This window comes from Cytobacillus gottheilii (genome assembly GCF_900166665.1).
GTDB classification, from domain to species: Bacteria; Bacillota; Bacilli; order Bacillales; family Cytobacillaceae; genus Cytobacillus; species Cytobacillus gottheilii_A.
In genome coordinates, this window is the sequence record NZ_LT800494.1 from 2,282,861 (window position 1) to 2,302,483 (window position 19,623).

The 19,623-nt window shown below is 38.9% G+C and carries 18 protein-coding genes; 14 read left to right on the forward strand and 4 right to left on the reverse strand.

Annotated elements, in window-relative coordinates; translation table 11 throughout:
• Positions 1-63: 63 nt before the first annotated feature.
• From B7E07_RS11340 to B7E07_RS11380, 9 genes are all read left to right on the forward strand, one after another.
• Positions 64-2,331 (forward strand): AAA domain-containing protein, encoded by a 2,268-nt coding sequence (locus B7E07_RS11340; protein WP_080845971.1) that lies wholly within the window; start codon positions 64-66, stop codon positions 2,329-2,331.
• Positions 2,332-2,357: 26 nt separating this feature from the next.
• Positions 2,358-3,338: a ring-cleaving dioxygenase gene (locus B7E07_RS11345; protein ID WP_080845972.1), complete on the forward strand. Its 981-nt coding sequence runs from the start codon at positions 2,358-2,360 to the stop codon at positions 3,336-3,338.
• Positions 3,339-3,485: 147 nt separating this feature from the next.
• The gene (locus B7E07_RS11350; protein WP_080845973.1) at positions 3,486-5,555 is read left to right on the forward strand and encodes a transglycosylase domain-containing protein; all 2,070 of its coding nucleotides are present in this window, start codon (positions 3,486-3,488) and stop codon (positions 5,553-5,555) included.
• Between the two features lie 320 nt (positions 5,556-5,875).
• Positions 5,876-6,070 carry a hypothetical protein gene (locus B7E07_RS11355; protein WP_080845974.1) on the forward strand — a complete coding sequence of 65 codons (195 nt, stop codon included), beginning with the start codon at positions 5,876-5,878 and terminating at the stop codon, positions 6,068-6,070.
• A gap of 43 nt (positions 6,071-6,113) precedes the next feature.
• The gene (locus B7E07_RS11360; protein ID WP_080845975.1) at positions 6,114-6,635 is read left to right on the forward strand and encodes an HD domain-containing protein; all 522 of its coding nucleotides are present in this window, start codon (positions 6,114-6,116) and stop codon (positions 6,633-6,635) included.
• A gap of 299 nt (positions 6,636-6,934) precedes the next feature.
• A complete protein-coding gene (locus B7E07_RS11365) occupies positions 6,935-8,050 on the forward strand; it encodes an IS110 family RNA-guided transposase (protein ID WP_139785620.1) in 1,116 nt (371 codons plus the stop codon).
• Between the two features lie 1,035 nt (positions 8,051-9,085).
• On the forward strand, positions 9,086-9,523 hold the full coding sequence (locus tag B7E07_RS11370; protein ID WP_080845977.1) for a peptidylprolyl isomerase: 438 nt from the start codon (positions 9,086-9,088) through the stop codon (positions 9,521-9,523).
• A gap of 71 nt (positions 9,524-9,594) precedes the next feature.
• On the forward strand, positions 9,595-10,110 hold the full coding sequence (mug, locus tag B7E07_RS11375) for a G/U mismatch-specific DNA glycosylase (protein ID WP_080845978.1): 516 nt from the start codon (positions 9,595-9,597) through the stop codon (positions 10,108-10,110).
• A 35-nt stretch (positions 10,111-10,145) separates the two neighbouring features.
• A complete protein-coding gene (locus B7E07_RS11380; protein WP_080845979.1) occupies positions 10,146-10,493 on the forward strand; it encodes an MGMT family protein in 348 nt (115 codons plus the stop codon).
• Between the two features lie 7 nt (positions 10,494-10,500).
• Here the strand turns inward: B7E07_RS11380 and B7E07_RS11385 are convergent, their stop codons facing one another.
• Positions 10,501-10,764 carry a DUF2533 family protein gene (locus B7E07_RS11385; protein WP_080845980.1) on the reverse strand — a complete coding sequence of 88 codons (264 nt, stop codon included), beginning with the start codon at positions 10,762-10,764 and terminating at the stop codon, positions 10,501-10,503.
• A 105-nt stretch (positions 10,765-10,869) separates the two neighbouring features.
• Entirely contained in the window at positions 10,870-11,403 is a 534-nt protein-coding gene (locus B7E07_RS11390; protein ID WP_080845981.1) for a YceI family protein, read from the reverse strand.
• Positions 11,404-11,708: 305 nt separating this feature from the next.
• Here B7E07_RS11390 and B7E07_RS11395 point away from each other — a divergent pair, with 305 nt between their 5' ends.
• Positions 11,709-14,282 carry a helicase-related protein gene (locus tag B7E07_RS11395; protein ID WP_080845982.1) on the forward strand — a complete coding sequence of 858 codons (2,574 nt, stop codon included), beginning with the start codon at positions 11,709-11,711 and terminating at the stop codon, positions 14,280-14,282.
• 69 nt (positions 14,283-14,351) lie between these two features.
• Here the strand turns inward: B7E07_RS11395 and B7E07_RS11400 are convergent, their stop codons facing one another.
• Positions 14,352-15,485, reverse strand: a complete 1,134-nt coding sequence (locus B7E07_RS11400; protein WP_080845983.1) for a zinc-dependent alcohol dehydrogenase — start codon at positions 15,483-15,485, stop codon at positions 14,352-14,354.
• Between the two features lie 210 nt (positions 15,486-15,695).
• Between B7E07_RS11400 and B7E07_RS11405 the strand changes: the two genes are divergently transcribed.
• On the forward strand, positions 15,696-16,157 hold the full coding sequence (locus tag B7E07_RS11405; protein WP_080845984.1) for a CoxG family protein: 462 nt from the start codon (positions 15,696-15,698) through the stop codon (positions 16,155-16,157).
• Between the two features lie 70 nt (positions 16,158-16,227).
• Here the strand turns inward: B7E07_RS11405 and B7E07_RS11410 are convergent, their stop codons facing one another.
• Positions 16,228-16,764: a ribonuclease H-like YkuK family protein gene (locus B7E07_RS11410; protein ID WP_080845985.1), complete on the reverse strand. Its 537-nt coding sequence runs from the start codon at positions 16,762-16,764 to the stop codon at positions 16,228-16,230.
• 210 nt (positions 16,765-16,974) lie between these two features.
• Here B7E07_RS11410 and B7E07_RS11415 point away from each other — a divergent pair, with 210 nt between their 5' ends.
• The 3 genes from B7E07_RS11415 (at position 16,975) to B7E07_RS11425 (ending at position 19,622) form a co-directional block, all read left to right on the forward strand.
• Complete coding sequence (locus tag B7E07_RS11415; RefSeq protein WP_080845986.1) at positions 16,975-17,706, forward strand: DsbA family oxidoreductase; 732 nt, start codon at positions 16,975-16,977, stop codon at positions 17,704-17,706.
• Between the two features lie 146 nt (positions 17,707-17,852).
• A complete protein-coding gene (locus B7E07_RS11420) occupies positions 17,853-19,025 on the forward strand; it encodes a DEAD/DEAH box helicase (RefSeq protein ID WP_080845987.1) in 1,173 nt (390 codons plus the stop codon).
• 18 nt (positions 19,026-19,043) lie between these two features.
• Entirely contained in the window at positions 19,044-19,622 is a 579-nt protein-coding gene (locus tag B7E07_RS11425; protein WP_080845988.1) for a hypothetical protein, read from the forward strand.
• The last annotated feature ends 1 nt before the right edge of the window (position 19,623 follow it).

The window sequence follows — 19,623 nt, forward strand, 5'->3', positions numbered from 1 at the left end:
CAAAAAGAAGAGCGCACTGACGCTCTTCTTTTTACTTTTTAAAGAACGGTATAGAGGGATAAAATGACAACTGTTAAAACATATATAAAAGAATGGCAAAAGGCATTGCAATCAGAGATTATGTTTTTGAAAACAAAGGGCAGCACTAAGTATCTGCTTTTAAACGGCCGGTTACTTTCTAGGCAAGATACATGCCATTATTATTTTGATACATCCATTCAAATGAAGATTCCTGTTGGTTCACTTGTACGTGTCATATGGGGAAACAAAGAGGTTCAGGGACGAATTCTTTCATCAGAAGGCGAAAATATTATTCTGGCACTAGATGCATTTTTGGGAGAAGAACTATTGGAACTGCAGTTGTATTATGACCCATGGGAATTGTTAGATGAATTACATATGAGACTCGAAGAATTACTTAAAAGTAAAAGAAAACGGGCTAGAGTTCAGCGTCTCATGAATCCGAATATGGAGGCTAAGCATCCAGCTGAAAAGGCTAGTTCTAATGTCCATGAACTTGTTCTTCGGTCAAAGTATAATCCAGTAACCTATGTATGGGGCCCGCCTGGAACAGGAAAAACGTATACACTGGCTCGTACAGCTGCGAATAAATACTTAAAGAATCAAAAAGTACTCATTCTTGCTCAAAGTAATCAGGCAGTAGATGTTCTTATGGCGGAAACCGCTGCATTTCTGAAAAAGAAAGGAAAATTCCAAGAAGGCCGTCTGCTTCGCTATGGCAGCGGAACAGGTGAAATGCTTGCAGAGCACCCGGAACTGATTGCATCATATTTATTATCAGCGGATCAAGGGCAGATTGGTCAAGAAAAGGATGAGTTATTGCAAGAAAGAAGGCAATTAAAATATGATCTTTTCAACTCATTCAGCGGAAGGGATACGGATGCACTGCTTGCAGTTGAAAAAAAGCTATCAAGTCTGCTTGAGAAAATCCGCCAAAAAGAAGTGAAGATGGTAAAAGCTGCTGATATTGTTGGTGTCACACTTTCAAAAGCTGCTAGAGATGCCAGCATTTATGAAAGTGAGTACGATGTGATTATCATTGATGAAGCAAGTATGGCGTATACGCCGCAAGTTGCGTTTGCGGCTTCTATCGGTAAAAGAGTAATTGTTTGCGGTGACTTCAAACAGCTGCCTCCAATTGCTTCAGCAAAAAGTCCGATGGTCAATCAATGGCTGAAGGAAGATATCTTTCATCATGCAAAGGTAACGAATTGGATTGGAGAGGGTGAGCTGCATCCACACCTGTTTCTGTTAAAAGAGCAAAGAAGGATGCATCCGCAGATTTCTTCCTTTACAAATAAACATGTCTATCACTCCCTTGTTGATGATTTTCCAGGGATAGAACGAGCCCGTGATTTGATTGCAATTAAACATCCATTTCCGGGAACTGCCTCGATATTGCTGAATTCTGCTGGTGCTGGGGCATACGGCATGACGGAAAGAACATCACGCTCCCGTGTAAATTTATGGCAGCTCCTTTTATCTTTTCAAGTATTGCATGAAGTGTTTTCTGCTGGAATAACGTCAATTGGCTATGTATCACCATACCGTTCACAGGCGAACTTAATGGAACAGCTTTTGACCGAGTTTTATGGTACGGATTTGCAAAAGGCTGATATTCTTGCTGCAACGGTTCATCGTTTTCAGGGCAGTGAAAAGGATGTAATGATATTTGATTCAACAGACAGTTATCCTCATCATCGAGCGGGAATGCTTTTAACAGGAAAAGATAGTGAAAGATTAATAAATGTTGCAATTACAAGATCTAGAGGGAAATTTATTCATGTAGCAGATGCCAATTTCGTTCAGAAAACGGTTGCTAAGGAGAAAACATGGCGGAAGCTCGTTTCCCATCAAGAAAAATATAATGCAGTCGTTTCACAGCAGCAGATTGGAAGCTGGATTCAAACACCACATCTAAATCTTAAATGGCTGCATGCCAGAAGACTTGACCTAGTAAGAGCAGATATTCAGCGTACGAAAAAAGAAATTGTTTTCGGACATTCCTCCTCTTCTGTATTGCCAGAAGAATGGATTCATCTATTAAATGACAGACCAGCCGGTGTAAAATTGTCTTTGTTATCTGATCAGAAAAATGAACAGCTGGCAGCTGACTCGCAATATTCAAATCCGCTGCCATTTCCATTTCTCATTTTTGACGAAAAGGTCATCTGGCTGGGTATGCCGGTTGAAGCGTTATTGGGAGCCAAACCTCCGCATGCAGCTGCAAGAGTGCGTTCTCACGTGCTGGCTTCGTTTTTAATGACGCAGGTGAAAGGCAGTGAAGTAAGGTATAATAAAAAAAGATAATTAAACAGAAAGCGGTGGCAAAAAAAATGAAACTAAAACCCATATTAGGTCATCACCATGTTTCAGCCATAACAGCAAACGCACAGAAAAACTATCATTTTTATACTGAGATTCTTGGGTTAAGACTTGTAAAAAAAACAGTAAATCAAGATGATCCGAGCATGTATCATTTATTCTATGCAGATAATTTTGGGTCTCCAGGGACTGATTTAACCTTCTTTGAAATAAAAAATGCAGGGAGAACCTACCCTGGGCATAATAGTATATCCCAAACAGGTTTACGAGTTCGTGATGATGATGCACTCTTATATTGGAAAGAACGCTTTGTGCAATATGGAGTAAAATGCGAAGAACGATCAGAACACGCTGGCAGAAAAGTGCTTGTTTTTGAGGATCATGAGGGCCAGCGGCTGTCTCTTGTATCAGATGAGAATAATCTTGGAGTCAGTGGAGGTCAGCCTTGGGAACATGGGCCAGTTCCCGTTGAGCATGCGATTATAGGACTAGGTCCAGTTCTGCTGACAGTAAGAAACTTAAAGGATACAGCCTTTATGTTAACAGACGTCCTCCATTATAAAGAAAATGGCAATTATACGAGTATAAAGGAAGGCCATTCATCCATTTGCTACGTTTTTACAACAGGTGAAGGAGGTACAGGCGCCGAGATTCATGTCGAGGAACTGGCCGACCTGCCAAAAGAGCGTCCGGGCAGGGGGAGTGTACATCATGTTGCCATAAGGGTGGAAGATGAAGATGAATTAAATAAGTGGGCTGAACATTTAAAGCAATTGCGGATCGCCAATTCAGGCATTGTTGAACGCTATTATTTTAAATCTATCTATTTTCGTGATGAAAATAGAATTCTGTTTGAACTAGCTACAGATGGACCGGGTTTCTTGCAGGATGAACACATCGATACCTTAGGAGAAAACCTGGCGCTGCCGCCTTACCTGGAAAGTAGAAGAGAAGAAATTGAAGCGAATTTAACTCCGTTAGAAACGGATTGATCTATGATTACAGGTTTTAATAGGCCAGTGACAAACGTTTTTATTGTTTTAATGTGAAACCTTTCTCACTATTTTACGTTTAATATATAGTAATAGTATCTACCATCAGGATGAGCGAGTTTTTCAGATACTTTAAAGGAGAAAGATATGAGCAGATTACAGCCCGTTTGGGAAAATTTAAAACGTTACTGGAAAAAGTTCCATATAACACAGATTATTTTATTGCTTGGATTATCAGCAATACTATTTACCATATTATTTTTTGCATTTTTAGCTGCAACCGCAAATGTAGAAACCTTAAAGGATGGTCTTAGGCAGTCTACGGTTATTTATGATAAAGATGGAGATGCTGCAGCAAAACTTGCCTCAAATCGAGCCGAAGGTGTTTTAATTGAAGAGATTCCAGAACATGTAAAGAACGCTGTCATCTCGATTGAGGATGAACGCTTTTATGAACATAATGGCTTTGATGTCAAAGGGATCGCCCGAGCTTTTTTCAGCAACCTGTTTGCAGGGAAAATTACTGGGGGCGGCAGCACACTGACACAGCAATTAACCAAAAATGCCCTTTTAACGACAGAGCAAACGTATCGACGCAAAGCAGAAGAGCTTTTCTTAGCAGTAGAAATAGAGAAAAAATATGAAAAAGATGAAATCCTGCAAATGTATTTGAATCAAGTATATTTTGGAAGCGGAGCATGGGGCATTAACAGCGCAGCAAACACATATTTCAGCAAAAAACCTTCTCAGCTTACCATAAGTGAAGCTGCCGTTCTTGCTGGACTTCTTCAGTCACCATCTGTTCTTGATCCAAATAAAAACTATGATCGTTCCATGGAACGGCGGAATGTGGTTCTAAGTAAAATGAATGAACTTGGTTACATAACAGACCAAGAGTTCACAGATGCAAAGGAAGAAAAAATTGTTTTACACGAAGGCTCAGGGACAGCAATGGAACGGAAATATCCATATTATGTTGATGCTGTTTTAGACGAAGCCATTCATACGTATGGCTTAACACAAGAAGAGATATTTACACGAGGCTATAAAATTTACACAGAACTCGATCAAAATCTGCAATCTGGTTTAGAGCATGTGTACAGCAGAGACTCGTTATTCCCGCAAGGAAGAGGCGGAGAACTCGTTCAAAGCGGCGGCGTGTTGCTAGATCCTGCCACTGGGGGCGTTCGTGCTCTAGTAGGAGGAAGAGGAGAACATGTATTCCGCGGCTTTAATAGAGCTACACATATTAAAATGCAGCCAGGTTCTACATTAAAGCCTCTTGCTGTTTATACACCTGCTTTGGAAGAAGGCTACACTGGAGAATCAATGCTGAAAGATGAACTTCAAACGTATGGTGATTATCGGCCTGAAAATGCTTCCAAGCAATATGCTGGAGAAGTAACGATGAAAAAAGCCATCGAACAATCAATTAATGCACCAGCTGTCTGGCTCCTGAATGAGATTGGGCTCGATAAAGGAATTGATTCTTTAACTAGATTTGGCATTCCATTACAAGACGAAGATGAATATTTAGGTATCGGATTAGGCGGCATGCGAAGCGGTATTTCACCGTTAAAGCTGGCAGAGGCATATGCAGCATTCCCAAATGAGGGAAAGAAAAATGATGCACATCTTATTACGAAAATTGAAGGACCTACAGGGAAGGTTATTGCCGAAAGAAAGAAAATAACGGTTAAAGTGACTTCGAAAAAGGTTGCTGAAGAAATGACAACTCTGCTTCAGGGAGTAGTAGATGAGGGTACAGGAACAGGCACCAAAATGGATGGCATTCAGATTGCTGGCAAAACCGGTTCAACTCAGCTGCCGTATGCGGATATTAATGGTACAAAGGATCAGTGGTTTGTAGGGTATACGAAAAACTTAGTTGGAGCTGTCTGGCTCGGTTATGACAAAACGGATCGTGAGCATTATTTATCAACCAGCAGTTCCGAAACGGTTGTCCCTGTATTCCGTGCGATCATGGAACAATCAGTTCAGCATATGGAAATGGAAAATTTCACTGAAGAGCGTTTCAATGAGGAAGAAATCCGAAAAGATGTTGAAGAAACCTTAAAAGAACAAGCAGAAAAGCTTGAAGGAAAGCTAAAAGAAGAAATGCCAAAATGGAGGGAATCCCTGAATAAGGGCATAGAAGAATTAGACCAATTTGGCGACTACTTAAAAGAAAAATGGGGAGACATAAAGGGGAATTAGAATTAATTCCTTCGTGTCACACCTATATACTATTTATTATTTGAAAGATTCATACGAACAACAGATAGACAAAGGATCCGAAAAATCTTTTGTCTATCTATTGTTCTTTTTTTTGTTAGGTTTACTTGTATATAATATTATATATTTATAAATGTCTTTTATAAGAGCTTGTCAAAAGAATTCCTTTTAACAGTATACATGTAGATTGAAACGAAAGAGTGCAAGGACTCCTGCCCCGCCCGATCGTATGAATATTTATGATATCATCTGCTAGCACTTTGCTATATTTATGTTATCATATGCTATAAGAGGTGATAGACATGGATTCGGAAGAAAGAATACAAGTAAATGTTCGATTAAAAAAAGATACCAATAATAAGTTAGATGAAATCGTTGAATATTACCAAGAGAATACGAAATTTGGACGTGTTTATAAAGGCGATGTTCTAACCGATATAATCGAAAAATCATATGATATTATGTTAAAGCAAAAAAAGATGGGTAAAAAACCGTAAGATAATTGTTATAAAATTTTGGTGATGGTAAGGAGAGTGAAACATGAGGGATGTTACATTAACTGATATCTATCAGCACAGGATCGCACAAAAATACGTCACACGTTCAGGTCTAGCTCATGCTATTGCTGTCAGTTATCATGCATTTCGCCTGGCAAAAGAGCAAGGTGTTGACCCAGACAGTGCTGCTAAAGCAGGCTTCCTTCATGATATTGGACATTACACCTGGTACAAAAATGGAAAATGGGATTATGATTTATATAAAAAGAATGATATTCACGCCATAAAAGGCGCAGAAAGAGCCCATAAACTGCTGATCCGACTAGGTGAAAATCCTGTCAAAGCGAAGGAAATTGCTTTAGCAATTCTATTCCATACTGACTCATTTATGCCAGGCGGTGAAGTCATCCGTACTCCACTGCAAACAATTGTCAAAACAGCCGACGAACTAGATGAAGAACCAGGCGGTGCCCATCACTACCGCACCTTAGAATACGACCGCGCCCTTAAAAGCCTGCAAGAATTGGATGAAAGAATTGAGAAGTTCCTAAACCAAAATGAATAAGGTGTAAAAAACGTAAAACTAAAAAGAGTAAAACAACTATTCATCTGATAAAGTTATAAAAGCTTTTTAGACATTAGATTTTTGTTTTTCTTATTATTGTGCGATTACTTGTTAGTGAAATGGAGCGGAGGACCCTCGACTCCGGAGGGAAGTAGAGGAAAAGGTGAGACCCCGCAGGCTTGCCGAGTTATCATGAACGAAACTAGCCCCTACACGTAATTTCGTAGGTTAATTTGGTGAAAATGTTAATGCTAAACAAATACCAAATCAGAGCTACATTACGGAAGGAGCTAGTTATTATGCAGGATACCATAAAATATATAGGTTTAGACGTATCTAAAGAAAAAATTGCGGTGGCAATCGCTGAGGAAGGCCGTGGTGAGCCTCGTTATTACGGGATGATCCCACATAAACCGGAAGCGATTAGGAAGTTAGTTAAAAAGCTTGGAGGTCCTCATTCGTTAAGAGTATGTTATGAAGCAGGTCCAACGGGTTATCCGTTATATCGACTTTTTCTTACTTTAGATATTCATTGTGAAGTAATTGCACCATCTCTAATCCCTAAAAGACCAGGTGAGCGTATAAAAACAGATCGGAGAGATTCGGTTCGACTTGCACAATTATATCGTGCAGGAGAATTAACATCCATTCATGTTCCAAAGGCTGAAGACGAGGCTCTCCGGGACTTAGTTCGTGCGCGCGAAGACGCGAAAGAGGATGAATTGAGAGCGAAACATCGATTAACCAAATTCTTATTACGTAATAACTTGAATCCACCGGAAGGAGTTAATAAATGGACAAAAAAATATCGTGAATGGTTAAATGCCTTAAAATTTAAACATTCAGCTCTTAAGGTTGTTTTTCAAGAATATTATCACCAGTTAAAAGAACTTGAGCAACGTCTTCTTAGTTTTGAAGAGGAAATAAATAAACAAGCAACTGAAGGAATCCACGCTCCTATGATTCAGGCCTTACAAGGGTTGAGGGGTGTAGCTCTTATAACTGCGACTAGTTTAGTAGCTGAGATAAGCTCGTTTGAACGTTTTGCCACGCCAAAGCAATTTATGTCTTATGTTGGACTAATTCCAAGCGAATTTTCAAGTGGTGAAAAAAGAAGACAAGGTGGAATTACGAAGACAGGAAACCGTCATGTGCGCCGTTTACTGGTTGAATCAGCCTGGAGCTATCGCCACGGACCTGCAGTAAAAGGAAATCTGAAGAAAAGGTTAGATGGGTTGCCACCTTCTATTCAAGCGATATCCTGGAAAGCACAAAAACGGCTGCATTCAAGATATTATCGATTACTTTCTAGAGGAAAGGAACAGGGAAAAGCCATTACCGCTACGGCAAGGGAGTTGGCAGGATTTATTTGGGCGATTACGAGAGAAGTAGAAGCTATGAAAACAAGTGGTTGAAGAAAATGAATTGGTGATTAAAGTGAGTAAGGTAATAGAGAATGGTAATTAAAATAGAGGACTGAGAATAGGGCTCGAAGGCAAAGAGTAAAACCGGAAAGGATCATCCACGTGCCTCCTTTGTGCTAATCCTAATAGGATGAACGCACGTTCCGAGTTAGTGGAAAGGCCTTTATACGGAAAGATAAAATGTGTGAACCCACGAATATCAGAATACTAACCGCAGTTGAGATTTTTGCCTTCGTGCCGTGTTCTTACCTTCTATCAAATCAACAATTGAAGGAGGTAAGGCAATAAAATAATATTCCTTCTTAAGCTTATAGAAGTGTCCCAGATCTTGGAATGGCAGTCAAGGAGAACGCTTGACAGCCATTCCAAGATCTGAGGTGGGCTGGCTAAGCTCAAGAAGGAGTTTCCTTAGCCTAAAGGCTAATACATCAAAATTGGAGAAGAAGCCGAAATTAGCTTCTCTTCTTAAAGAAGGCCAAATTTCATTCCCCTACAAAAAAACAGTGGGTTGCTTGACAGTTTCGTTCATATCAGGAGGCTCAGCTTCCTCCCCTCGGAAAGCGAGGGTACGGAGCGCAATGGAACTGACTCGATTTACATGTAGCGATACTTTAATTATTCGTATGTTTCATTTACCTCTTCCTATTTAAGAACTGTATATTTTTTTAGTCCTTTTGACCTCTTTTTAGCTGAACAACCCCGCTAATCCCTCTTTTTGTCGTAATAATATTGTCCTAAATCTCATTTTTGGATACTATCTAATTAAGGAAGGTGATAAGATGCGCCCCAGAACGAGAAAATCAGCAATCTCATTTGAAAATGTTAAATACAATCTAACAACCGTTTTCTTGCATTTATCATTTTACGGAATTATTATTTTAATCTTACTTTTATTTTTTGAATTTTTTAGTTGAATCATAATATTCTGAAACCGCGCATTTCCTATTATTAAACTGCAAATAATTTTGTTCTTGTACAGTTTAATGGTAATATGTAAGAGGATTTTAAACAAAGGAGATGCTATTAATGACTAAAAAAGGATACATACAATTGCAAAACGGTAAAAAAGTCGAATTCGAATTATACCCTAATGAAGCACCTGGAACAGTTGCAAACTTTGAAAAGCTTGCAAATGAAGGGTTCTATGATGGATTAACATTCCACCGTGTAATTCCTGGATTTGTTAGTCAAGGAGGCTGCCCTAGCGGAACGGGTACTGGCGGACCTGGCTACACAATCAAATGTGAAACAGAAGGAAATCCACATAAGCACGAAGTTGGTTCTTTATCAATGGCGCATGCTGGTAAAGATACGGGCGGAAGCCAATTCTTTATCGTACATGAGCAACAGCCGCACTTAAATGGTGTGCATACTGTATTTGGTAAAGTAACATCAGGTATGGAAGCAGTAACAGATATGAATAATGGCGATGTAATGGAGAAAGTAGTCGTTACTGAAGCATAATCATTTGAAAAAGAGTCGATGTCGGCTCTTTTTCTATGTGTTTTTCTATACTATTAAAACAGAGGTGCCCTATGAAGCCAGTAAATGATATTATATGCCCGGATTTGGATGTGTTATTTATTGGTTTTAACCCCAGCATTAAATCATCCGAAACCGGCCATCATTTTGCAAACCGAAGCAATCGTTTTTGGAAGATTCTACATCAAGCCGGCTTAACGCCTTATCAATATTTGCCTGAACAAGATCGAGATTTATTAGAGTTAAACTATGGGTTAACGAATATCGTGGCACGCCCGACAAAGGCTGCGGATGAAATAAGCAAAGAAGAATACAATGAAGGACGATTACTACTGGCTGAAAAGCTACAAACATACCAGCCTAAAATTGCCTGTTATGTAGGAAAGGGAGTATATGAGCAGCTGGCAAAAAAGAAAAAGATCCCTTGGGGTATTCAAGAAAATTCTGTTGTACCAGGAATCATTGATTTTGTCGCTCCTTCATCGAGTGGACTTGTTCGCATGAAACTCAATGAGATAGTCGATATTTATAAGCTGGTAAATAAACAATTAAGAGAGTTACAGCAATAAGAGAGTTACAGCAATAAGAGAGGAGGTATTTCAGTATGCTGCCTTTTACAGAAAAAGTACTGGAAATTATTAAAGAAATACCTTCTGGCAGTGTAATGACTTATGGTCAAATTGCTGCCATTGCAGGCAGCAAAAGGGGTGCGAGACAAGTAGCCCGAATTTTGCATTCTATGAGTGAAACGTATTCGCTGCCATGGCATCGAGTGGTGAATGCGCAAGGTGAAATTGTTTTACAAGATCAAGAGCAAGCTAACAGGCAGAAGGAATTACTGGAAATCGAGGGTGTACTCATTCAAAAAGATCAGAAGATCGACTTAAACCATTATAAATATACGGGTGAAATGGCATTTAAAAAAGAACCAGAAGACTTCCCTTGGGAATAAGAAGTCTTCAGGATGTTCCTAATTTTTCTGCATATTCTTTAACCATTTCTGCCGTGACGATCTTTCTTTGCGGAACAGATCCCAGCTTGGCTAATTCGTTCATTTTTACTGTGATTGCATTTATTTCGGTCACACTAAATTCCTTACCAGTCTGACAGTTTTGTATGGCAATATCAATATAACGTTCTCTCTCATGATCAAGTCTGATAAACTCTGTGATTCTGCTGTTTTGTTTTTTCACATGCTTAGTAATAGCTTTATGTACACTCATCTATACTTTCCCCCTGAATCATTGTATCAGTGACACAATCATACTATGTGGACCAGATAAAAGAAAGCACTCTGATCATTTTCAGAGTGCTTTTTTGTTTGACAATTATTCAGCTTTAGCTGCTTGAAGTTCAAGCTGGATTTTTACTTTGTCGCCTACTAGTACGCCGCCTGTTTCTAGTGCTGTGTTCCAAGTTAGACCATATTCGCTTCTTTTAAGAACACCCTCAACACTGAAGCCTGCTTTTTCATTTCCCCAAGGATCTTTTCCAGAACCTTCGTAAGTTGCATTTAATGTTTCAGATTTAGTAATGCCGTTTAATGTAAGATCACCAGTAATTAGATAATCTCCATCACCTTCGCTTACGATGTTTGTTGCTTTGAACGTTAATACCGGGTGGTTTTCTACATCGAAGAAATCAGCTGAACGAAGGTGGTTGTCACGGTCTTCGTTTCTTGTATCAATGCTTGCAAGATCTACTGTGAATTCAATCGCAGCTGTTGTTAAATCAGCAGTATCAGCTTCAATCACTGCATCAAATTTTTTGAAAGAACCTTTAACATTTGCAATCATCATGTGTTTGATTGAGAAATCTACTGCACTGTGTGTTTGATCTAAAGCCCATTTTGTTTTAGCCATTTTAAATCTCCTCCAAATAGTTATTATTTATTTATCTTTAATTCAAGATATATTAATTCTAGATAAATTATATGAGGATTTTGATGAGGTGTCAATTCTTTTTTTCAGAACTTTACAGTTGTTTTCAAAAAATTAATACTACTGCAAAAAATGATAAGCTAATACTCATGTTCAAGAGAGAAGAAGGGTGTATTATGGATATTTTCACTTCGTAACTTCATAATAAAGGATAAACAGCCATGTATACGTAATGATCATGATACAATAAGAAAAATAGACGTTATATTACATAAAGGGGTACATAAATGGAGTTTCTCGATTATATTCATAAGGACGCAGTTCAACATACAAAAGAGAAAATTATAGAAGATTTGGATGCTTATCTAGGCAGCAGGAGTGTGCAGCCATCCTTTCAAGAATATATGCAGGATCGTTTAATTTATATTGAACAAATTTGGAAAAATGTCTGGGTGAATAAGGCACACAATAAAATGTCCAGACATAAGAAACGGCAGTATTTAGAAGACAAGGGCATTGAGACCGTTTCAGCTGACAAAAAACTGATCAATCAGCTTTTTAAAAAAGAGATTAGTGATTACCGGCCATTTGATGCTGAAAGATGGCTGCTGGAAGGATTCTCTCATCAGGATGATAAATGGAATGAGCGTTTTAATCACGCTCGAAAACAATTTAAGTTAAAGCAGGCTGTCCGCAATAAAGAGATGGAAAAGCAAAAACTTCATGAAGTGATTGAGAATTTAACAGAAGGTTTAATTATTCAAAATGAAAGATCTCTTTACCTGAAATTAAGATATCATATTGCAAAGCAGCTTTTAAATGATGTATCAGCAAAGATTCGATATAGAAAAATTGAAACAACAGCACTTGAAGAGCAGCTGGAAGAAATCGGAGCTTTTTCATTTGAACCATTCAGCAAAATGGGAGACTTCTTTGAAGAGCTTACAGGCAATATTCATAAGACCATGTATAGAGGAAGATGGTATTTTGAATATGAAACCTACTTTTATATTTATGAACGAGCTATTCGTTCCTTTTTATCAGAAGCCTTGCAGGTAATGCTGCTGGAAAATATGCCTCATTCCATTTTTGAACAATACGAAAACGTTTATGAGAAAGCACTAACTGGCAGTATTTTAAAGAAGAAGGTTTCTTATTTGTTTGGAGAATTGACGGAGCATTTTATTGAATTAATTCAAGATGAGTATGCGGAAAATTTGTTAGTATTAGCGGGTCTTCCATTTGATGAATCTGTTCATGATCAGCTGTATGAAGAACACCTCGCTGAGCGGAAAAAACGGGAACAGGAGGAGCGGGCAGAGCGAAAAAGGAAGAAAGAAGAAGAAGAGAGAATGCTTTCTGATATATTTGGAGCCGAATATAGTCCGTCTGTTGATCGGCCAGTGAAATTTACGCTCCACATCGGTGATACAAATACAGGAAAAACATATCATGCGTTAGAAGAGATGAAAAAGAAAGATAGTGGCATTTATTTAGCTCCGCTTCGCCTCTTAGCATTAGAGGTGTTTGAAAAGCTAAATCAAGATGGTACACCATGTTCTTTAAAAACGGGTGAAGAAGAAAAAATCATAAACAATGCTGCCCATATGGCTTGTACCGTCGAAATGTATTATGAAAAACAATATTATGACATCATTGTGATTGATGAGGCGCAAATGATTACCGATAAGGATCGCGGTTTTTCATGGTACAAAGCGATTACAAAAGCGAATGCAAAAGAAGTTCATATAATCGGAAGTAAAAGTGCAAAACCAATGCTGCTTCAGCTGCTCGAGGATTCTGATGTCACTGTGAAAGAGTATACCAGGGATACGCCGCTGCAAGTCGAGGATCGAGAGTTTCAGTTTAAATTTGTTAAAAAAGGAGATGCCCTTATTTGCTTTTCACGCAGAAAAGTACTTGAGACAGCTTCAAGACTGCAGAACGCAGGACATTCAGTCAGTATGATCTATGGCAGTATGCCGCCAGAAACAAGAAAAAAGCAAGTACAGCAATTTGTCAATGGCCAGACAACTGTTATCGTTTCAACTGATGCTATTGGAATGGGACTTAATTTGCCAATCCGCCGCGTTGTTTTCCTTGAAAATGAGAAATTTGACGGCACAAGGCGCAGGCAGCTTACATCACAGGAAGTGAAGCAAATTGCCGGCAGAGCTGGAAGGAAGGGTCTTTACAATAAAGGAATGGTCAGCTTTGTCAGAGACGTGAAGGAGATGGGGCAGCTTCTGCTTATGAAGGATGAACCAGTTTTTTCCTTTGCAATCGCTCCTACACAGGGTGTTTTCGAACGTTTCCAGAGATATTCCCGCGATCTTGGCTGGTTTTTTGAGCTATGGGATAAATTCGAAAGTCCAGCAGGCACAGTGAAAGCGGCACTTCATGAAGAACGGGAGCTATATAGTATTGTTCGCGGTACCGAAATTGAGGCAAAACTGTCTTTAACCGATCTATATGGTTTTTTACATCTCCCTTTTTCAAAAAAAGAGACAGACTTAATCAGACTTTGGGAAGAAACGATGTATGCGATTGTCGATGGATCTGAGATGCCAGAGCCGCGTTTAAAAAATAAGAACTTAGAAGAACTAGAGCTGAGCTATAAAGCAATTGGGCTTCATTTGTTATTTTTGTACAGGCTCGATCAAAGAACGGAAGCACTGTACTGGGAACGAGTAAGAGAAGAAATCAGCCAGCATGTACATGACAAGCTAAATTCAGATGTTCGCAACTTAACGAAAAAATGTAAACGATGCGGCAAACAGCTTCCTTGGGAACATGATTTCCAAATCTGTGATGATTGCCATCAAACCCGCCCATATCGACAAAGATATTATAAAAGGTAAAAACAACTGCAAACAAAAAAGACGCAATATATTCACCTGTTATGTGAAGGTATTGCGTCTTCTTCTATGTTATGGTTTCAAAACAACTTTAATACAATCATCTTCATGATTGTTAAACACCTTGTAGCCTTTAGGGGCGTCATCTAAGGCGATCTTATGTGTGATTATTTCAGTTGGATCAAACAATCCATCTGTAATCTGCTTATACAACTCTGGCATAATCGGTATAACTGGAGCCTGTCCCATCTTTAAAGTAACGTTTCTTGAGAAAAAAGCTCCAAGCGGGAAGAGATTGTAATTTCCTCCATACACACCTGTCAATTGAACAACACCTGACTTTCGGACGGCTTTTGTAGCAATTTGAATAGGACCAAGCGTCCCGCCTTGAAGCTTCATTTTTTGTTCAATATATTCGAGCGGTGATTTTTTGCCATCCATGCCGACACAATCAATGACGACATCAGCTCCGCCTTTTGTGATTTCTTTTAAATGTTCTCCCATATCTGGATAATCGGTAAAATCAAAGGTTTCAACTTTATTCGTTGCAGCAGCATGCTGAAGGCGGTACGGTAAATGGTCAACGGCGATTACCCGTGAAGCTCCTTCAAGCCAAGCAAACTTTTGCGCCATTAAGCCGATTGGCCCGCTTCCTAAAATAATGACAGAATCACCCTTTTTAACACCAGCATTCTTGACACTCCAATAAGCTGTTGGGATAACATCTGATAAGAAAACAAGGGATTCATCTTCAAGCTCACAGGATTCAGGGATTTTAAAGGGAGTAAAGTTGCCAAAAGGCACCTTTAAGTATTCTGCTTGCCCTCCTGGGTGATCACCAAATTTTTCTGAATAGCCGAAATAGCCGCCTGAATCATAGTGTGGATTTGAATTATCACATTGGCTGGTTTCATCACTTTTGCAATATTGACATTCTCCGCAGGAAACATTAAATGGAACAACAACTCGATCACCTTTTTTGACCTTTGTCACTTCTGGTCCCACTTCTTCCACAATTCCCATTGGCTCATGTCCGATAATGTATCCTGGCGGCAAAGGAAAGTTTCCTTTATACAGATGCAAATCTGACCCGCAAATGGCTGTAGTTGTAATTTTTACAATGATATCATCTTTTTTAGTTAAAGCAGGATCTTCTACTTGATCTACTGATATTTGATTGGGTCCCTGGTAAGTTACGGCTTTCACTCATTTCACTCCTATTCTTCATATTCCATGCTTAGTATTCGTTCAAAACTATATTTCGATGCTTAAAGAATTGTATGGACAATTAACATAAAGTATCTATGATGAAAGAGTGGAGGGGATGGCATATAAATTATGTAGGCATGAATTGGTCTAGCACTGTATAAACATGGTAAGGAGCTAGTTTTAACTTCAAAAAAAGGAGCGTCATCCATGCCAAATTATAGTTATGATGTGCAAGTAAATTTGCCAATTCAGCATTTGTGGAATTTTGTTCATGTAATGGACAATTGGGCACCGCTTGTCCCGGGGTATATTAGTCACCGAAGAGTGAATGACAGCCAATCGTTATGGAGCTTTTACACAGATATTGGAGTAGTGAAAAAGAAAATTGAATTACAAGTCGATATAACAGAATGGTCAGAGCCAGAGAAAGTAGCCTTTAAACTGACTGGCATTAATGAAAAATTATCAGGAAGCGGCTATTTTTCAGCAGCAACAATAGATGAAAAGAAAGTTCAGATGACAGGGTTTTTAGATTTAACGGCAGAAGGCATGATGGCAAAAATGGCAAATTCTATTATGAAATCTTCTTTGCCGGAGATTACGAAAGAACTGACAGAAGCGGTAGCTGCCAAAGCAGAAGATCAGCTGACACATATTCAAAGAAAATAAGCGTCAAGGTTGGATAAAGAAAATTTGCTGATGCTTATGAAAAGATAAAAAACAGGCTTAAAAAGCCTGCTCATTTTGTATACTTATTTGCGTAGCTCGATGCAACAAATGCATCGGGCTTTATAACGGGTTCAAATCCTGCTGATTGAATTCTTGCAACCATTTCCTGTACATATTCTCTTGTTTTGTTCCGCTTGCCTGCTCCTATATCCAGGTGACCCTCCATGACAAAGGATGCGCCGCTATAAATAAATGGAAGTACAATATCCACCAATTGTATTTTTTTTTCATTCGTAAATAAAGAAACGACCTCTTCAGTTAGAGCTGTTTCATACGAGATCCGTTCATGAAGTGAATGCATTTTTCGTTTTAAACTCGTTTTTTTAATACAAGCCCATGCTCCTTTTCCTTCTTTCTGAATAACAATTCCGGTGATAAATAGCGTTTTATCAGGATGTACCTGTGAATCTGTTCCAACCATCAGACGAAAACTTGAGCGAGGATCCATCCTCATAAAAGAGATGATATTTTTGAATACATCATGAAATGACATGGCAGACTCTTGAAGATTTTGAAACACAAAGCTATTTTCCTGTTCGGTTTGCATCCTATCACCACATTATTTTGTATTGGCCGTCCAGATCATTCGTATCTCTGCTTGTTACAGTATATTGCTGAATTCATGAAAGATTGTCACTTTTTTCATTAAGTGTTCGTCTAATTCTATCTTGCAGAGTCATAAATGATGTTTATGAGCATCAATTCAGCGTTCTTGTTTAACAATATGCTATGATGATGGCAAGAGAGGATGATAAATATGAAAATTCAAGTTTGGTCAGATTTTGTATGCCCATTCTGTTATATAGGAAAGAGAAGATTAGAAAAAGCGATTGCATCTTTTGAGCATAATGAGCAAATTGAGGTAGAATTTAAAAGCTTTGAACTTGATCCTAATGCAAAAAAATATAGTGGAGAAAGCATCCATGAGATGCTTGCTGCTAAATATGGCATGTCAGTAGAGCAGGCGAAGCAGGCAAATGAAGGGTTAAAACAGCAGGCTGCTGCGGAAGGGCTAACCTTTGTTTTTGATGAGATGAAGCCGACCAATACGTTCGATGCTCACAGGCTGGCAAAATTTGCAGGTGAAAAGGGCAAAGAACATGCTGTAACGGAAAAACTGCTTGCTGCCTATTTTACAGAATCAAAGAACTTAAGCGATCATGAAACGCTTCTTGCAGTGGCAGAAGCAGCAGGGCTTTCCAGAGATGAAGCAGAAGAAGTTCTGGCGGATGAAACCAAATTTGCAAATGATGTTAGAGTGGATGAAGCGCTGGCACAGCAATACCAGATTACTGGTGTTCCTTTCTTTATTATCAATAATAAGTATGCCATTTCTGGAGCTCAGCCTCAGGAAACATTTGAAGGAGCGCTCAAGAAAGTATGGGAAGAAGAGAACGCTGCGCCGGTTCTTAAAACGTTTGATTTTGATACGAAGGCAGAGAGCTGCTCTGGGGATGAATGCGAGCTGCCAGGAAAAGACGAAAACTAAGCAATACTTGAAGGCTGCATCATCTATGCAGTCTTTTTTCTTTGTGAAAAGTCAGCTAAATCATAAGCATTTATTTGTACACTTGCATTTTTTTGGATTTACAAGCATGATATGTATCGAATACATAGAAGAAAGTAGGAAGATGTTTGCCGAACTTTGAACAATTAGGATTATCTCCTTCCATTGCAATGATGGTGGAACAGGCTGGATATATCCATCCAACAGATATACAAAGCAAATCGATTCCCAAAATTATGGAGGGAAACGATGTTGTTTCCTTAGCACAGACCGGAACAGGAAAAACATTTGCATTTATACTGCCAATTATAGAAAAAGTGGATCCAAGCATTGATGCTATTCAGGCGTTAATTGTGACACCGACTCGAGAGCTTGCTCTTCAAGTCACAAGTGAACTGCAGAAATTGATTCATGTTAAAGAAAATCTCAATGTGCTTGCTATTTATGGCGGTCAAGATGTGGAGAAGCAGCTTGCAGTTCTCAGCAAATCCATCCATATTGCTGTTGGGACACCTGGGAGATTGATTGACCATATGAACAGGGGGACCGTTGATTTATCTCAAGTTTCCATATTGGTCCTCGATGAAGCAGATCAGATGCTGCATATCGGTTTTCTGAGCGAAGTCGAAAAGATTATTTCTGCGTGTACTTCCCCTCATCAGACTCTGCTTTTTTCAGCTACAATGCCGGAAGAAATCAAGACGCTGACTGCATCATATATGACGAATCCACAAATGATTGAAACGAAAAAATTATATAAAAAGGCTGATCATATCAAACAGCTTGCATACTTTACGACGGACAGAGCAAAACAGCAAACCTTGCTGGAAATCCTGCGAACACACCGGCCGTATTTGGCGATGATCTTTTGCAGAACACAAAGAAGAGTGACCAAACTGCATCAGGCTTTGACAGAAAAGGGTTTTGTATGTACAGAATTGCATGGCGGGCTTTCTCAGGCAAAGCGTGAAGAAGCGATGCGAGCATTTAGAGAGAATGAATTTCAGCTGTTAGTAGCAACGGATGTGGCGGCTCGTGGCCTCGATGTTGAAGGTGTTACACATGTTTTTAATTATGACATTCCACTAGATACAGACAGCTATATTCATCGGATTGGCAGAACGGGAAGAGCCGGCATGAGCGGGCTGGCGATTACGTTATATACAAAAGCGGAAATGTCTAAACTGGTAAAGATTGAAAAGGATCTATCAGCTACATTTGCAAAGAGAACACTGGAACAGCATCAGCACTCATCTTCCAGTGAACAAAGACCCCAAAATAGAAATAGAAAACAACGATAAAATAGAAGAGGTGTACGAATGCTCCATACTGAAATAAAAAAACTTATAGATCAAAATCCAACTCGTCTTTTTGAAGAGGAAAAAGACTATGCTATTGCCAATAACCTGATCTCAGCTGATGAAAGTACTGAGATTTTGCCTGCCGGGAAAAGATGGGCAGATATATATATAGAACGCGGACATAAAGAGACAGAAGAATATTTAGGAGAAGAAACACCATCATTTTTAAAAGAAAACATTTCCTATTTGAAAACACACCAGAATGAATTTATATATGTGGAATCAAAATGGTTTGAAATACTGGGAATAGAGGGAATCATCTTTGAAGAAAACGATGTCTTTCGAACGTATGATACTATTTTCGGTCTAAAGGTACAAAAAAAGCATGGTGACCTGCTTCGTAAAGTCATTTTAGAAGAATTCTCTGCAGATGCGAAGTATTCAATTCTTTTTAATGGCAATGATGGTTTATGGGATATCAATTTGCCGATCAGCCATTTAAATGGATTTTCTGAGAATATGACGATTGAAGAGGTATTGTCGCTAACCTATCAGCTTCTATTTAAATTGGTATGGGAATTAGAAAGAAATAAGTGAC

What these genes read in the sequence shown, in the direction of transcription:
- B7E07_RS11340 (WP_080845971.1), top strand. Translation starts at nt 64, where the DNA reads ATGACAACTGTTAAAACATATATAAAAGAATGGCAAAAGGCATTGCAA.
- B7E07_RS11345 (WP_080845972.1), top strand. Translation starts at nt 2,358, where the DNA reads ATGAAACTAAAACCCATATTAGGTCATCACCATGTTTCAGCCATAACA.
- B7E07_RS11350 (WP_080845973.1), top strand. Translation starts at nt 3,486, where the DNA reads ATGAGCAGATTACAGCCCGTTTGGGAAAATTTAAAACGTTACTGGAAA.
- B7E07_RS11355 (WP_080845974.1), top strand. Translation starts at nt 5,876, where the DNA reads ATGGATTCGGAAGAAAGAATACAAGTAAATGTTCGATTAAAAAAAGAT.
- B7E07_RS11360 (WP_080845975.1), top strand. Translation starts at nt 6,114, where the DNA reads ATGAGGGATGTTACATTAACTGATATCTATCAGCACAGGATCGCACAA.
- B7E07_RS11365 (WP_139785620.1), top strand. Translation starts at nt 6,935, where the DNA reads ATGCAGGATACCATAAAATATATAGGTTTAGACGTATCTAAAGAAAAA.
- B7E07_RS11370 (WP_080845977.1), top strand. Translation starts at nt 9,086, where the DNA reads ATGACTAAAAAAGGATACATACAATTGCAAAACGGTAAAAAAGTCGAA.
- mug (WP_080845978.1), top strand. Translation starts at nt 9,595, where the DNA reads ATGAAGCCAGTAAATGATATTATATGCCCGGATTTGGATGTGTTATTT.
- B7E07_RS11380 (WP_080845979.1), top strand. Translation starts at nt 10,146, where the DNA reads ATGCTGCCTTTTACAGAAAAAGTACTGGAAATTATTAAAGAAATACCT.
- B7E07_RS11385 (WP_080845980.1), bottom strand. Translation starts at nt 10,764, where the DNA reads ATGAGTGTACATAAAGCTATTACTAAGCATGTGAAAAAACAAAACAGC.
- B7E07_RS11390 (WP_080845981.1), bottom strand. Translation starts at nt 11,403, where the DNA reads ATGGCTAAAACAAAATGGGCTTTAGATCAAACACACAGTGCAGTAGAT.
- B7E07_RS11395 (WP_080845982.1), top strand. Translation starts at nt 11,709, where the DNA reads ATGGAGTTTCTCGATTATATTCATAAGGACGCAGTTCAACATACAAAA.
- B7E07_RS11405 (WP_080845984.1), top strand. Translation starts at nt 15,696, where the DNA reads ATGCCAAATTATAGTTATGATGTGCAAGTAAATTTGCCAATTCAGCAT.
- B7E07_RS11410 (WP_080845985.1), bottom strand. Translation starts at nt 16,764, where the DNA reads ATGCAAACCGAACAGGAAAATAGCTTTGTGTTTCAAAATCTTCAAGAG.
- B7E07_RS11415 (WP_080845986.1), top strand. Translation starts at nt 16,975, where the DNA reads ATGAAAATTCAAGTTTGGTCAGATTTTGTATGCCCATTCTGTTATATA.
- B7E07_RS11425 (WP_080845988.1), top strand. Translation starts at nt 19,044, where the DNA reads ATGCTCCATACTGAAATAAAAAAACTTATAGATCAAAATCCAACTCGT.